This window comes from Paenibacillus sp. J2L1-98 (genome assembly GCF_056269405.1).
The window spans coordinates 670973-685020 of the sequence record NZ_JBWDNW010000001.1 but is presented as its reverse complement, the minus strand read 5'-3'; the positions used below and the strand labels follow the sequence as shown (position 1 = coordinate 685020).

Annotated in this window: 14 protein-coding genes; 11 read left to right on the top strand and 3 right to left on the bottom strand. The window is 50.8% G+C overall.

All coding sequences use genetic code 11. The features are described from left to right. Positions 1-11 precede the first annotated feature (11 nt). From AC0YNZ_RS03225 to lacZ, 3 genes are all read left to right on the top strand, one after another. Positions 12-845 carry a carbohydrate ABC transporter permease gene (locus AC0YNZ_RS03225; RefSeq protein ID WP_475825501.1) on the top strand — a complete coding sequence of 278 codons (834 nt, stop codon included), beginning with the start codon at positions 12-14 and terminating at the stop codon, positions 843-845. Then, the gene (locus tag AC0YNZ_RS03220) at positions 845-1669 is read left to right on the top strand and encodes a carbohydrate ABC transporter permease (protein WP_475825223.1); all 825 of its coding nucleotides are present in this window, start codon (positions 845-847) and stop codon (positions 1667-1669) included. The genes AC0YNZ_RS03225 and AC0YNZ_RS03220 overlap by 1 nt, the downstream gene beginning before the upstream one ends. 76 nt (positions 1670-1745) lie before the next feature. Beyond that, positions 1746-4778, top strand: coding sequence for a beta-galactosidase, LacZ type (lacZ, locus tag AC0YNZ_RS03215; RefSeq protein WP_475825222.1), 3033 nt, complete (start codon positions 1746-1748; stop codon positions 4776-4778). Positions 4779-4852: 74 nt separating this feature from the next. On the opposite strand, the gene AC0YNZ_RS03210 is transcribed toward lacZ, so the two are convergent. After that, complete coding sequence (locus AC0YNZ_RS03210) at positions 4853-4987, bottom strand: hypothetical protein (RefSeq protein ID WP_475825221.1); 135 nt, start codon at positions 4985-4987, stop codon at positions 4853-4855. Between the two features lie 23 nt (positions 4988-5010). Next, the gene (gene pdxR, locus AC0YNZ_RS03205; protein ID WP_475825220.1) at positions 5011-6441 is read right to left on the bottom strand and encodes a MocR-like pyridoxine biosynthesis transcription factor PdxR; all 1431 of its coding nucleotides are present in this window, start codon (positions 6439-6441) and stop codon (positions 5011-5013) included. A gap of 241 nt (positions 6442-6682) precedes the next feature. Between pdxR and AC0YNZ_RS03200 the strand changes: the two genes are divergently transcribed. After that, the gene (locus AC0YNZ_RS03200; RefSeq protein WP_475825500.1) at positions 6683-7510 is read left to right on the top strand and encodes a uroporphyrinogen-III synthase; all 828 of its coding nucleotides are present in this window, start codon (positions 6683-6685) and stop codon (positions 7508-7510) included. 21 nt (positions 7511-7531) lie between these two features. Here AC0YNZ_RS03200 and AC0YNZ_RS03195 read toward each other — a convergent pair whose 3' ends face one another. Beyond that, on the bottom strand, positions 7532-7846 hold the full coding sequence (locus AC0YNZ_RS03195; RefSeq protein ID WP_475825219.1) for a hypothetical protein: 315 nt from the start codon (positions 7844-7846) through the stop codon (positions 7532-7534). Positions 7847-7965: 119 nt separating this feature from the next. Between AC0YNZ_RS03195 and AC0YNZ_RS03190 the strand changes: the two genes are divergently transcribed. The 7 genes from AC0YNZ_RS03190 to AC0YNZ_RS03160 all read left to right on the top strand — a co-directional run bounded on the left by AC0YNZ_RS03190 (position 7966) and on the right by AC0YNZ_RS03160 (position 14046). Beyond that, a complete protein-coding gene (locus AC0YNZ_RS03190; RefSeq protein WP_475825218.1) occupies positions 7966-8277 on the top strand; it encodes a Dabb family protein in 312 nt (103 codons plus the stop codon). A gap of 119 nt (positions 8278-8396) precedes the next feature. After that, the gene (nikR, locus tag AC0YNZ_RS03185; RefSeq protein WP_475825217.1) at positions 8397-8846 is read left to right on the top strand and encodes a nickel-responsive transcriptional regulator NikR; all 450 of its coding nucleotides are present in this window, start codon (positions 8397-8399) and stop codon (positions 8844-8846) included. A 162-nt stretch (positions 8847-9008) separates the two neighbouring features. Next, positions 9009-10622, top strand: a complete 1614-nt coding sequence (locus AC0YNZ_RS03180; protein ID WP_475825216.1) for an ABC transporter substrate-binding protein — start codon at positions 9009-9011, stop codon at positions 10620-10622. 22 nt (positions 10623-10644) lie between these two features. Next, on the top strand, positions 10645-11640 hold the full coding sequence (locus AC0YNZ_RS03175) for an ABC transporter permease (protein ID WP_475825215.1): 996 nt from the start codon (positions 10645-10647) through the stop codon (positions 11638-11640). Beyond that, on the top strand, positions 11637-12497 hold the full coding sequence (locus tag AC0YNZ_RS03170; RefSeq protein WP_475825214.1) for an ABC transporter permease: 861 nt from the start codon (positions 11637-11639) through the stop codon (positions 12495-12497). Before AC0YNZ_RS03175 ends, AC0YNZ_RS03170 begins: the two co-directional genes overlap by 4 nt. Positions 12498-12533: 36 nt before the next feature. Continuing rightward, on the top strand, positions 12534-13457 hold the full coding sequence (locus AC0YNZ_RS03165; protein ID WP_475825213.1) for an oligopeptide/dipeptide ABC transporter ATP-binding protein: 924 nt from the start codon (positions 12534-12536) through the stop codon (positions 13455-13457). After that, complete coding sequence (locus AC0YNZ_RS03160) at positions 13447-14046, top strand: ABC transporter ATP-binding protein (protein WP_475825212.1); 600 nt, start codon at positions 13447-13449, stop codon at positions 14044-14046. The genes AC0YNZ_RS03165 and AC0YNZ_RS03160 overlap by 11 nt, the downstream gene beginning before the upstream one ends. Positions 14047-14048: the final 2 nt, after the last annotated feature.

Sequence of the window (14048 nt, the reverse complement as noted above, 5' to 3'; positions counted from 1 at the left end):
TGACCGGTTGGATGTTCGTCATCCTGGCGGTTGTCATGATTGCGGCGTTCTATTTCTATCCGATGATTCAAGCGCTTCTATTATCGTTCAAATCCGGTAAGGGAATGAATTTGAAGTTTACCGGCTTAGATAACTACGTTCGGCTGTTCAGCGATAAAACGTTTCTGACTGCGGTTAAGAACACGTTTGTTTATTTGATTATCCAAGTGCCTATCATGATTGTTTTGGCAATGTTTATATCCGTACTATTGAACGACAGCAATTTGAAATTTAAAGGATTTTTCCGTACGGCGATTTTCCTGCCGGCCGTTACCTCGCTCGTTGCCTATTCCGTCATCTTTAAATATTTGTTTGCTACGGAAGGTCTCGTAAATAAACTGTTGATTAATCTTCATCTGTTATCAAGCCCGATTGAGTGGATCACCGATCCGTTCTGGGCGAAAGTGACAGTTATTATTGCAATCACATGGCGCTGGACAGGCTATAACATGATTTTCTATCTGTCCGCGCTTCAAAATATCGATCACTCGATTTACGAGGCCGCGAAGATCGACGGCGCCTCGTCTACGAGACAATTTTTCGGCATTACGGTGCCGCTGCTTAAGCCAATTATTTTGTTTACGTCGATTACATCGACAATCGGTACGCTGCAGCTGTTTGACGAAGTCGTTAACATTACGAAGGGCGGACCGGGGAATGCGTCGATGTCCATTTCGCAATATATTTACAACCTTTCCTTCAAATATTCGGCTGATTTCGGCTATGCGGCAACGGTGTCGTATTCGATCGTGATCATGATCATCATATTGGCGTTCGTACAGTTTAAAGCGGCAGGTGAAAAATAATGGATAAATTAAAACGGGTCTTTGTTTATATTTTTCTAAGCGCTGCTGCGTTCGTTTCCATATTTCCTTTTCTATGGATGATTGTCAGCGCTACGAATAAATCGGCTGACGTTACCAAAGGCAGATTGCTTCCAGGCAGCCAGCTCATCGAAAATATAAATAACTTGTTCACCACGGTAGACATTGTGCCGGCATTGCTGAACTCGGCAAAAATTTCGATTTCAACGACTGTGCTGGCCATGGTCATTGCCTCCTTAGCCGGCTACGGCTTTGAAATATATAGGAGCAAGGCGAAGGATGTTGTGTTTACCATTTTGCTGCTCTCGATGATGATCCCTTTCGCGGCTATCATGGTACCGCTCTATCAAATGTTCGGAAGTCTGTCGCAGGCGATCCCGTTTATCGGCCTCGACACGCTGTCCGGCGTTGTACTGCCGACCTTTACAACGGCGTTTCTCATTTTCTTCTTCCGTCAAAATACGAAAATGTTTCCGCGGGAGCTGCTCGAGGCAGGCCGCATTGACGGTCTGAACGAAATCAGTCTTTTCTTCCGAATATTCATGCCTACGATGAAAACGACATATGCTGCAGCCGGCATCATTACTTTCATGTCAAGCTGGAACAACTATTTATGGCCGCTCATCGTGCTGCAATCGCCGGAGAAAAAAACGATTCCGATGCTGATTTCAAACTTAGGCTCCAGCTACTCGCCGGACTATGCTCTTATCATGACGGCGATCGTTATTTCCACATTTCCGACTGCGCTGGTATTCTTCCTCATGCAGAAGCATTTTGTGGCGGGGATGACAGGCTCAGTGAAATAAGTATTAGGCAAGTCAGGTGGCTGCGCGCTTCGAGCGCAGCCACCTGACTTTTAAATAACTTTAAGGGGAATATGTAATGAATAGAATAAAGCCGAATATAAGCTGGCTCGCCGATGTGAGCATATTTGCTGTGAACCGGTTGCCTGCGCACTCCGATCACCGCTATTACGAATCATTAGAGGAAGCGGAAGCGTCTGCGCCCATGGCACTGCGCCATGACCTGAACGGAAGTTGGAAATTCAGCTATTCCGTTAAGCCTGCTGACCGTCCCGATCGGTTCCACCAGCCGGATTACGATTGTGATGGCTGGAGAGATATCGAAGTTCCCGGACATATACAGCTGCAGGGATATGGCAAGCCCCAGTACGTAAATACGATGTATCCATGGGACGGGCATAACGACATTCGTCCGCCTGCTATTCCAGAGGACCATAATCCGGTCGGCAGCTATGTCAAGTATTTTAAGGTGCCGGATAATATGCTCGGCAGACCTGTATTTGTATCATTTCAAGGCGTGGAATCGGCCTTTTATTTGTGGCTGAACGGCGAATTCGTAGGCTACAGCGAGGACAGCTTTACGCCAGCGGAATTTGATCTTTCGCCGTACTTACAGGAAGGCGAGAATAAGCTTGCTGTAGAGGTATATCAACGGAGCACGGGCAGCTGGTTGGAGGATCAGGATTTCTGGCGTTTCTCGGGCATTTTCCGCGACGTTTATTTGTATACCGTCCCGGGCGTGCACGTTCGCGACCTATTTGTGCATGCCGAACTGGATAAAGCTTATTCAAACGGCAGCCTGCGCGCGGATCTGAAGCTGGCGGGACAGCTGCCATCCAGCGTTAAGCTCGAATTGAAGGATGCCGAAGGGCAAACCGTTGCGGCTGCTGAATCGGAGCCGTCAGGTAGCGATAAATTGTCATTGTTCATCGATGCGGGCAAAGTGAAGCCATGGAGCGCAGAGAAACCCTATTTATATACGCTGTATATTACGGTCTATGATCAAGAAGGCAAGCTAGTCGAAGCGGTTCCGCAGAAGGTCGGTTTCCGTAAGTTTGAAATGATTAACAAAGTCATGCACCTCAACGGAAAGCGCATCGTATTCAAGGGCGTAAACCGTCATGAATTTAACAGCCGCAGAGGACGGGCGATAACGAAGGAAGATATGCTGTGGGACATTGCCACGCTTAAGCGCAACAATTTGAACGCTGTCCGAACATCTCATTATCCGAATCAATCGTACTGGTATGAGCTGTGCGATATTTACGGCATATACGTGATTGATGAGATGAACCTGGAAACGCACGGCTCTTGGCAGAAGATGGGGGCGGTTGAACCGTCGTGGAACATTCCGGCAAATAAGCCGGAATGGCAGCCTATTGTGATGGACCGGGCGATTTCGATGATAGAGCGCGACAAGAACCACCCATCGATTCTCATTTGGTCGGTCGGTAACGAAGCGTATGCGGGCGAAGTGCTGTTAAACGTATCGAACTATTTCCGTGAGACTGATCCCAGCCGGCTTGTTCATTATGAAGGCGTATTCCATAACCGCAAGTATAACGACACTAGCGATATGGAAAGCCGCATGTATGCTAAGCCTGCCGATATTGAGGAATATTTGAACGATAACCCGCAGAAGCCTTATATCAGCTGCGAATATATGCACGCGATGGGCAATTCGGTAGGAGGCATGCATAAGTATACGGAGCTGGAGCAGAAATACGCGATGTATCAGGGCGGCTTTATCTGGGACTATATCGATCAGGTCATTGTGAAGAAGGACCGTTACGGCAAAGAGTTTCTCGCCTACGGCGGCGATTTCGGCGATCGCGCGACCGATTACAACTTCTGTACGAACGGTATTGTTTACGCGGACCGCAAGGAATCTCCGAAGATGCAGGAGGTTAAGTACCTCTACCAGAACATCAAGCTTATTCCCGACCGCCAAGGCGTGAAGGTCATAAATGAAAACCTGTTCGAAGGTACGGATGCTTATGATCTGGTTATTGCGCTTCATCATGAGGGCAAAGAGATTTTCCGGCGCAGCACGGGCATTGATGTAGCAGCGCAAAGCGAGGCATACATGCCTCTAGCGCTTCCGGCTGTTGATGAGCCTGGCGAATATGCCCTGCATGCTTCGCTTTGTTTGAAAGAGAGCAATTTATGGGCGGCATCCGGATATGAAATTTCGTTCGGGCAATACGTGTATCAAATAGAAGGACGTGCTGCATCCGCGAAGCCGGAAGGAACGCTTCGTGTAGTGGAGGGCGACGTTAACATAGGCGTTCACGGCCGAGACTTCAGCGTCATGTTCTCGAAGCAGGCGGGAACTTTGATTTCGTTGAACTATGCGGGCAGAGAGATGATCGCCATACCGCCGGCTCCGTTATTCTGGCGTGCGACAACGGATAACGATAAGGGCTTCTCGCTCGGCTTTGATTCCGGCGCTTGGTTCGCAGCCAGTTTAACGCGCAAATGCACCGGTGTTGATCTGGAGGAGCAGGCAGGAAGCGCCACCGTTACGTTCCGTTACAAGCTCAGCATCAGCGCGGATGTGCTTGTGACCGTTGCATATATGGTGCTTGCTGACGGCAGCTTGAAAGTGAAATCGCGTTACGAGGGTGCAGAAGGGCTGCCGAAGCTGCCGATTTTTGCACTATCGTTCAAGGTGCCGGCAGATTATTGCCATTTGGATTGGTATGCGATGGGACCGGAGGAAAACTATATCGACCGTGCGTTCGGAGCGAGGCTGGGCGCGTTCAAAAATAACGCCGCGGACAATGTATCAGCATATGTCGTGCCTCAGGAATCGGGTAACCGGACGGGCGTACGCCGCGTGAGCATTACCGATGACAGCGGCCGCGGGATTCGCATTACTGCACCTGCGGCGCAGCCGGTAGAATGCAACATTTCACCTTACACGGCATTCGAGCTGGAAAGTGCTTCTCATCATTATGAGCTGCCGAGTGTGCACTATACCGTTGTCACAGTAGCGGGCAGGCAGATGGGCGTTGGCGGTGATGACAGCTGGGGAGCGCCAGTGCATGATGAGTATCTGATCCAAGCCGATCAAGAGATGTCATTTGAATTTAACATTCATCGCATTTAATGAAGAAGAATGTGAAATAGTTTCCATAAAAAAAGCAGGGCTAATGCCCCGCTTTTTTTATTTTAAATAAACAATCAATGGGAATCGTTCATCCGCTTCAATAATTGATCCTGAATGCGATCATCGTCTCTTACAATTCCTGCTCCAGCCAGCAGGATATAAATGATGCCGCCAAAAAACAGCACGCTTAAAATAATAATATAAGTCACAGCTTCACTCTCCTTTCTCATCATCAAAATCGGTTTAAGGCTTGCGCGAATGCCGATATTCCAGCTTGGATTTCGTCATGCTTAGGTTTCGCATAGCTAAACCGTATGAAACCCTGCTCCGAGCCGTATACGCTTCCGGGTACGAATACGACGCCTCTTTTTATCGATTCCTCCAGCAATTTCGCATCGTCAATCGTTTGATTGATTTTGCACCACAAATTCAGTCCGCCCTGCGGCAGGACAAAGCTTAGTCTTTCCTGCAGCGTATCCCTTAAGGTGTGTACCATGATTTGCTGCTTCTGAAATAAAGCTTGGCGCAATTGCAGCAGATGCCGGTCGAAATGCCCGGAAGTAATGAGCCGTTCTGCGACCCATTGCGACAGGATGCTGAGGCCGAAATCCATCTGCTGCCTTGCGTCGGTTAACCGGTCAATGACCGATTTGGGGGCTACCATCCAACCGATTCTTAGCCCGGATGCGGCTATTTTTGACAGGGAGCCTATATAGAGCACGCTGCCGTCTGTATCCATCGATTTGAGAGGAGCGGGGACGCTGCCGTCAAAGGCCGTTAAGCTGAACGGATCATCCTCCACGACCGGAATACGCAGGTCCGCAGTAATCTTCAGCAGCTTCTTTCTTTTTGACTTACTGAGCGTGGTGCCGGTTGGATTCTGATAGTTTGGAGTCAAGAAGACCATCCGTATGCGATGCTGCCGATAGAGGCTCGTAATATCGTCCGGCTCGATGCCATCCTCATGGACAGGCAGCCGAAAAATACGCAAGCCAGCCGACTGGAACATCGGCAAGGAATAGCTGTACGAGGGATCTTCAATCGCAACAGCATCGCCTGGCGATAAGAGGCATTGCGTAATTAAATATAAGGACTGCTGCGAGCCGGATGTGATAAGCACCGATGACTCGGTCGTTTGAATGCCGTTATACTGCTTGAGAGATTCCACTAGCGATTTTCTTAATGGAGAATAGCCCTGCGGATCATCATAACCCAGATGCTCATGAAACGGCTGTTCCCGTAAAATACGATGGACGATTTCGTTCGGAAATAGATCGGATGACAGCTCGCCGCTCGCCATATTAATGATCGAAGCGTCGTTTTGCGTAACGTCCCGAATGCGTCTCATAAGCGGGAGATTGGGCAGAAACGTGCCGCCCTCCGTATATTGCCGCCAATTCGGCGTATTCGTAGGCGAAATCCCCCATTTGGTCAAACTGACGCGGGTTCCGCTGCCAACCGTGCTCTCGACTAATCCGGATGCGCGCAATTCTTCATAAGCTTGGATGACGGTGCTGCGGTTTACGCCGAGCCGCTCCGCCAATTTGCGTTCGGAAGGCAGGATGCTGCCGGGAGGAAGCACCGCATAGGAGATGTCTCGCTCGATGTGCTCGACAATTTGCTGATATAAGGGCTTTTGAGCTGAACGGTCGGGTTTCCACATTGCCTATCAACACCTTTTTTGCGAATAATTCCGAGTGGGTATGATCATACGTTAACCGTACCGGATTAGGCTTAATATGTACAGATCCAATTGGAAGTATGATTGACCCTCCAATTTGAATGCGCAGGAAAAGGGCGATGATTGAATGGAGGGTTCAATTGTTCCCGGATTGGTCGGTTCCGCGGCTGCTCAGGGCATCTATGATAGTCTCATAAAAGAAAGGAATGGTGGCTTAGCATTTATGGGAACAGCAGCATTGACCGGAAAACGAATTGTCATCGCCGGTTCGCAAAAAACGAATGAAATGAGCGTCATTATAGCCAAACAGGGGGGTTCACCGCTTGTACGCTCTCTTCAAGGATTAACGGTTTTTGATGAGAGCTTGCTTGCTGAGCCTTTGCGGCAGCTTGCTTTCGAGGGAGCGGATTGGATTATTTTGACTACGGGAATCGGCGCGGAGAGCTTGGTTAAAGCATCGGAAAAGTTAGCCATTCGCGAAGCGCTGTTGGCTGCGTTCTCACAGTCGAAAATAGCGAGCAGAGGCTATAAAACGACCGCTTTTCTAAAGAGAAACGGACTTCAAGCGGTTGTAAACGATGAGGATGGAACGATATTAAGTCTAATGCGGAATCTGGAAACGAGAAATTTCGATGGCGAGCGGGTATGGATTCAGCTTCATGGCGAGCCGGCGCCTGAGCTTGAGCAATTTTTGCGGCAGAAGGGGGCTTCGCTTGTCCAATCGGTGCTGCCATACAGGCATACGCCTCCGGCTATCAACACGTTAGAGCAGCTGCTCTCCGAGCTCGAAAGAGGCGCAGTCGATACGGTATGCTTCACGACAGGTGTACAGGTCAACTATTTGTTTCGGTATGCTCTGGAGCAAGGCCGTGTACAAGCATTGCTGCAAGCGTTCAACGGCCCAGCGTTAGCAGCCGCTGTCGGCAAAGTGACGGCGCAGGCTTTGAAGGAGTATGGCGTAGATCGGATGATCGTTCCCGAAACGGAACGAATGGGCGCGATGATCATCGCGATTTCGCAATATTACGAACGGATGAAATCAGAAAGATAAGAGCGAGATGCGGATGGCAAGCTAATCGTATTTTTCATCGTCAATTCTCATTATTTTATCCACGATGAACTCCGCTTCGGTTTCGAAGTTCAACAGCAGCGGTGCCGGGAGCCTGTCTAAAATATCGACGATCATCGGCAGTTCGAGAAATTGGTCGACGGTCTCAGGCTGTGGCTGCAGCTCCGTATAAGCCCACTCTCTCACCGCATCAATAAAGGTATAAAATGACGCTTCGAATTGATCGGCCGAACCCTCCGCCTCGTCAAGCTCAGATACGGACATTGCTTTCCAATTTCTTAAGGTTATGTCCAAAGCCTTCTTCACCTGCTCATTCATCGTCATTTCTCCTTCCATGATTTTTTGTTTTGATTGCATCGATTATAACATGATGGCGGAAGTCCGTGATATGATGGGAAGAAATAACGCTTGGGCAGCCAAAAGGAGAATGAAATAACATGTACGAGCATCTTGTATCCTTTAAATTTAAAGAGAAGCTATCCGACAGCAAAGAAAAAGAACTACTGGACGTTCTATATGCGCTGCCAGCAGCAATTCCGGGAATTGCGGATTTAACGGCCGGCTGCAATGAAACGACGGAAACAGGCAATATTCAAGGCTACACGCTTGGACTCAGGGTCACATTCACCGATCGACAGTCCTTGCTCGCATACGGTCCGCATCCTGCGCATCAAAACTTCGTGAGCATGCTGGACGGGCTCCTCGATAACGTGATCGTCATCGACTATCCCATTCAGAACAAGCAGTAGCCATCTTTAGCATGAAATGAATGACGAACGGATGCTACTCTGATGAAGTGGCTTGGTCATTCTCACGCTTTCCCTGTTGTGGTACAATTTGATGAAAATGATGCGGATTGGGTGAGTACATGGCTGACAAGGATGAATTGGTCCGGTTTGGAGTATCCTTCCCGGCGCCGTTAATCGATCAATTTGATCGGTATATTGATGAGCAAGGCTATACGAACCGTTCGGAGGCGATTCGTGATTTGGCACGGCGAGCATTACTGGAGCCAGCCCGCATGAGCGGTCAGGAGCATGTTGCAGGAACGATTGTCCTCGTATACGACCATCATGTGAGCGATCTTCCGATCGTCCTGATGGAGGTACAGCATCGCTTCCATCATGACATCATCTCCAACATGCATGTCCATTTGAATCACGGCCAATGCTTAGAGGTGATCGTCGTGAGGGGTCAGCTTTCCCGGCTTCGGTCGCTTCATCAGCAAATTCAAGCGCAGAAGGGTGTCATTTACGCCGAGCTCTCGGTTACATACGCGGACAAACATGAGCATGATTCGGAGCATAAGCATGTCTGAAACGAATGTGCTTATAGCCAAATTCCGAAAGACTATTCAACAGGTCAATGATGACCATGCGGGATAGTCTCTTTTTGTTATGTTGTTGGAAAGGAAATAGAGAAAAACTGGTGAAAATGCTTGGATATCGTGTTACAATATCACATACTCGTGTTACGAAAAATGACACAGACAGGAGGGGTCGGATTGAAATCATTTTCTATAGGCATCACTAATGCGATCATCGTTCTGCTAATCGTATCCGGCTGCGCTGCAGCAAAGCCGGATAGCAGTCATGCGAATACAGATGAGCTGCTGGTTGCTATTGGCTCAGAGCCCGAGACGGGGTTCGATCCGACGAGGGGCTGGGGACGCTATGGTTCTCCGCTGTTTCAGAGCACACTGCTAAAGCGTGACGATGATCTGAATATCGTAAATGATCTGGCAACAGGCTACGAGGTCAGCGAGGACGGAAAGGTTTGGACGGTTAAGCTCCGGGAAGACGTGAAGTTCTCCGATGGGGAGCCGCTCACCGCCGAGGATGTGAAATTTACGTTCGACACGACGGCCGCGAGTGGAGCTGCCATTGATTTTACGAATCTGGCGAGCGTTGAGACCGGACAGAACGAAGTTATTTTCCAGCTGAAGAAGCCCGAGTCAACCTTTATTTATTCTCTCATTACGACGGGCATCGTACCTAAGCATGCATACAGCAGCACCTACGCAGAGCATCCAATCGGCTCGGGTCCTTATAAATTCGTGCAATGGGATCGCGGGCAGCAATTAATCGTAGAAGTGAATGCGAATTATTACGGGAAAAAGCCTTATTTTCAAAAGCTGACCTTCCTTTTCTTGAACGAGGATGCTGCTTTCGCGGCCGCAAAGGCGGGCAGTGTCGATATTTCTTATCTGCCATCGGCTTTTAGCAAGCAGAAGGTTGCAGGAATGCGGCTTGAAGCGGTGAAGTCGGTCGATAATCGCGGCATCGCATTCCCGTACGTGAAGAGTGGCGGGAAGACGGAGGAAGGCTATCCTATCGGCAATGATGTTACTGCAGATGAGGCGATACGCAAGGCGATCAACCTCGTGATCGACCGTCAGCAATTGGTCGACGGCATTTTGGAAGGGTATGGATCACCGGCTTTTACGGCTAACGACGGCCTTCCATGGTGGAACGAGGCGACCAGCTTCAAGGATAATGATGCCGATGCCGCAGCGAAAATATTGGCGGATGGCGGCTGGTCGGACAGCGATAACGATGGCATTCTCGAGAAAGGCGCATTGAAAGCGGAGTTTACGCTGCTTTATCCGTCAGGGGATGTAACGCGTCAATCGCTCGCTTTGGCAGCTGCCGATATGGTTCAAGCAGCTGGCATTCATATGAACGTTGAGGGGAAGAGCTGGGATGAGATCGAAAAGCTGATGCACGCTGATGCGGTACTTCTAGGCTGGGGCAGCCATGATCCGCTGGAAATGTATAACCTATACAGCAGTGCCTTTGGCGGCGTTGACTACTACAATACAGGCTATTACAGCAATCCGTCCGTCGATAAATGGTTCGAGCAGGCGCTCTCTGCCCGTTCGGAAGAGGAGTCGCTGACTTATTGGAAAAAAGCGCAGTGGGATGGACAAACGGGACTTAGCATGAAAGGCGATGCGCCTTGGGCTTGGCTTGTCAATATCGATCATCTTTATTTAGTGAGGGACGGCCTCAGCATTGGAAAGCAGCGCATACAGCCGCATGGTCATGGATGGCCGATAACGGACAATATCGAGAGCTGGGGCTGGGACGAGTAGCGATCGGGAAGAGGTTTTTTAGATGATACAAGGATTAACCGTTTTTATCGGAAAAAAGGCCATTCGCTTGTTCGCGCTGCTGGCCTCGGTCAGTATAATTACATTTGCGCTTGTCAGCTTGTCGCCGATTGACCCGGTTCAATCGTACATCGGCGCGGACGTCATGCGCGTCGGTGCGGAGCAAAGACAGGAAATCGCCGCCTATTGGGGGCTTGAGCGGCCATTTGCAGAACGGTTTTTGAAATGGGCGGCAGCGCTGCTTCATGGCGATATGGGAACGTCGATGATCTACCGCGAGGCAGTCAGCAAGGTGATTGCTGAACGGTTCATGCATTCCGCTTTGCTAATGGCGTTCGCGTGGGTGCTGTCAGGCGTGATTGGATTCACAGCGGGTGTGGCGGCGGCATGGAGAAAGGATTCATGGCTTGACCGGCTAATCAAAAGCTATTGTTATACGCTCGCATCGACGCCTGCGTTCTGGATCGGTTTGCTGCTTATGATGATTTTTGCGGTATGGCTGGGCTGGCTGCCGGTTGGGCTTGGCGTCCCCGCTGGCATGCTGGCGGGAAGCGTAACCGCTGCCGATCAATTCCGTCATATGATTTTGCCGGCAGTTACGCTTAGCGTTGCGGGCATTGCGCCCATCGCGCTGCATACGCGGCAGAAGCTAATTGAGGTATTGGATAGCGACTATATTTTGTTTGCTAAGGCAAGAGGAGAGAGGGGAATGGGCTTGCTGCTCAGACACGGTCTGCGAAATATCGCTCTGCCGGCCATAACGCTGCAGTTCGCTTCATTCGGCGAATTGTTCGGCGGCACGGTGCTCACGGAGCAGGTGTTCTCTTATCCCGGGCTGGGACAAGCGACGGTAGAGTCGGGCCTTAGAGGCGATGTGCCGCTGCTAATGGGCCTGGTGCTGTGCAGCACGCTGTTTGTGTTTACCGGGAATGTTTTGGCTGATTTCTTCTATCGGATGGTTGATCCAAGGCTCCGTCAGGGGAAGGAGGGGCGAGGATGAGCAGGCTTATTTCAATGCAGCAAAAAGGCTGCTCTGGGCGTTCAAACGAACGGCGGCGAGCGCTTGCTTCCGCAGCGGGGGCGGGCATCCTGCTCGTTAGCATTGGACTCGGCAGCTGGCTGCTAGGCACGGCTGGGCTTTCCGTTCAGCTGGACAGCCGGAATTTGCCGCCTTCGCCTGCCCATTTGTTTGGAACGGACTGGCTCGGCAGAGATATGCTACCCCGCACGGTAAAGGGACTTGCTTTAAGCATACAGGTGGGACTGCTCGGTTCGGCCTGCAGCGTGTTAATAGCTGCGATCATGGGCCTGATGGCGGCAGCGTTTGGCAAAACGGCTGATCGTATCATCACATGGACGATCGATGTTTTTTTAAGCGTCCCCCATCTGGTCATGCTGATATTAATTGCCTTCGTATGCGGGGGCGGTCTGAAAGGAATCGCGTTCGGCATCATGCTCACCCATTGGCCCAGCCTTGCCCGCATCATTCGCGCGGAGGCGCTTCAGCTGATGTCGGCGGAATATGTGCTTGTGTCAAGGAAGCTTGGGAAGTCGCGCTACTTTATAGCTACGCGCCATCTGGCGCCTCACTTGTTTCCGCAATTGCTGGTAGGTTTTCTGATTCTGTTTCCCCATGCCGTTCTGCATGAGGCGGCGATCACGTTTCTAGGTCTCGGCATGTCGCCGCATCAGCCTGCCATCGGAATCATACTCTCCGAATCGATGCGTTATTTATCGACAGGCATGTGGTGGCTGGCCGTATTTCCGGGCTTAGGCTTGCTGGTGACGGTACGGGCGTTCGATAAGCTGGGCAATCATCTAAGGCAGCTTGTTGATCCGCGGAATGCCCAGCTTTAACAAAACGATAATCTACGACTGGAAGGAGGAGCCAATATGCCTCTGCTAGAGGTCAGCAAACTATCCATTTCCTTCATTCAATATGCGAAAGGCAGTCTTCAGCAAAAGATTACAATCGTGGAGGGGCTTGATTTTGCAATAAATGAGGGTGAAATTGTAGCCGTCGTCGGAGCAAGCGGATCGGGAAAAAGCTTGCTCGCTCACGCGATTATGGGCATTCTTCCGAAAAATGTTTCGATGACAGGAAGCATCTTATACGGCGGCGAGCCGCTTGACGAGGCTAAGTTGAAGCTTTACCGGGGAAAGGAAATGGCACTCGTTCCGCAATCCGTCAGTTTTTTGGACCCCTTGATGAGGGTAGGCAAGCAGCTGCGTACGCAGGCGGACGGAGCTGAACAGCTCAAGGAGCGTGAAGGCTTATTCGCACGCTTTCAATTAGGCAAGCATGTGGAGCGGCTTTTCCCGTTCCAGCTCTCCGGCGGCATGGCGCGCAAGGTGCTCGTCTCGACAGCGGCGCTTCAAAGGTCCCGGCTCATTATTGCAGATGAGCCGACGCCCGGCATGCATCCGGCAGATGTCGCGGAGGCTTTGGACAGCTTCAAGCAGCTGGCCGAAGGAGGCTGTGCGGTCTTGTTCATCACGCATGATATTGAGGCGGCAATCCGCATCGCGGATAAGGTAGCTGTATTTTATGCGGGGACGGCTGTCGAGCTCGCTCCTGCAAGCGATTTTCAGGGGGACGGCGAGCGGCTTCGGCACCCGTACAGCCGGGCTTTATGGCGTGCGCTGCCGCAGAACGGGTTTGAACCGATTGCCGGAACGCAGCCTGCAAGTAGATCGGATCTACAAGGCTGCCTTTTTGCCGAGCGCTGCCGTTCCGCTGAGGAGCAATGCGGCAACAGCAGGCCAGAGCCCCGCGAAATGCGGGGAGGAATCGTGAGGTGCGTCAATGCGACTTGAAGGAAGGAATCTCGGCTGGCGGTACCCGGGTGGTCCATGGCTGTTCAACGGTTTCAGTATCACGCTTCAGGCTGGTGAAACGGTTGGTCTTATCGGACCGAGCGGGAGCGGAAAAACATCATTGGGGCGTATTTTAGCGGGCTATATGAAGCCTATCGTGGGAGAGGTGTCGGCTTTGGGCCGCAATAAGCGGGAATCAAACTACGATCCTGTTCAAATGATTTTCCAACACCCGGAACACGCGGTTAATCCGCGATGGCGAATGGCAAGAACGATCACGGAGGGATGGACCCCGGATGCTGCGCTTCTGGCGGCGCTTGGCATCCATGAGGAATGGCTGCAGCGTTATCCGAACGAATTGTCCGGAGGAGAGCTGCAGCGCTGCTGCATAGCCAGAGCGCTGGGCCCGGAAACCAAATTTCTGATCGCGGACGAAATGACGACGATGCTGGACGCAATCACACAAGCCCAAATCTGGCATACGGTGCAGGGTATCGTTCGCGCGCGTCAAATCGGCCTGCTCGTTATTAGTCATGACCATGCTCTCATTAACAAAATTTGCAATCGGACGCTTAAATTGAACGAATAGCG

Coding starts and splice junctions, on each gene's coding strand:
- AC0YNZ_RS03220 (WP_475825223.1), top strand. CDS start 845: ATGGATAAATTAAAACGGGTCTTTGTTTATATTTTTCTAAGCGCTGCT.
- lacZ (WP_475825222.1), top strand. CDS start 1,746: ATGAATAGAATAAAGCCGAATATAAGCTGGCTCGCCGATGTGAGCATA.
- AC0YNZ_RS03170 (WP_475825214.1), top strand. CDS start 11,637: ATGAGCAGGCTTATTTCAATGCAGCAAAAAGGCTGCTCTGGGCGTTCA.
- AC0YNZ_RS03190 (WP_475825218.1), top strand. CDS start 7,966: ATGTACGAGCATCTTGTATCCTTTAAATTTAAAGAGAAGCTATCCGAC.
- AC0YNZ_RS03195 (WP_475825219.1), bottom strand. CDS start 7,846: ATGAATGAGCAGGTGAAGAAGGCTTTGGACATAACCTTAAGAAATTGG.
- AC0YNZ_RS03160 (WP_475825212.1), top strand. CDS start 13,447: ATGCGACTTGAAGGAAGGAATCTCGGCTGGCGGTACCCGGGTGGTCCA.
- nikR (WP_475825217.1), top strand. CDS start 8,397: ATGGCTGACAAGGATGAATTGGTCCGGTTTGGAGTATCCTTCCCGGCG.
- AC0YNZ_RS03165 (WP_475825213.1), top strand. CDS start 12,534: ATGCCTCTGCTAGAGGTCAGCAAACTATCCATTTCCTTCATTCAATAT.
- AC0YNZ_RS03180 (WP_475825216.1), top strand. CDS start 9,009: ATGACACAGACAGGAGGGGTCGGATTGAAATCATTTTCTATAGGCATC.
- AC0YNZ_RS03225 (WP_475825501.1), top strand. CDS start 12: ATGTTCGTCATCCTGGCGGTTGTCATGATTGCGGCGTTCTATTTCTAT.
- pdxR (WP_475825220.1), bottom strand. CDS start 6,441: ATGTGGAAACCCGACCGTTCAGCTCAAAAGCCCTTATATCAGCAAATT.
- AC0YNZ_RS03175 (WP_475825215.1), top strand. CDS start 10,645: ATGATACAAGGATTAACCGTTTTTATCGGAAAAAAGGCCATTCGCTTG.
- AC0YNZ_RS03200 (WP_475825500.1), top strand. CDS start 6,683: ATGGGAACAGCAGCATTGACCGGAAAACGAATTGTCATCGCCGGTTCG.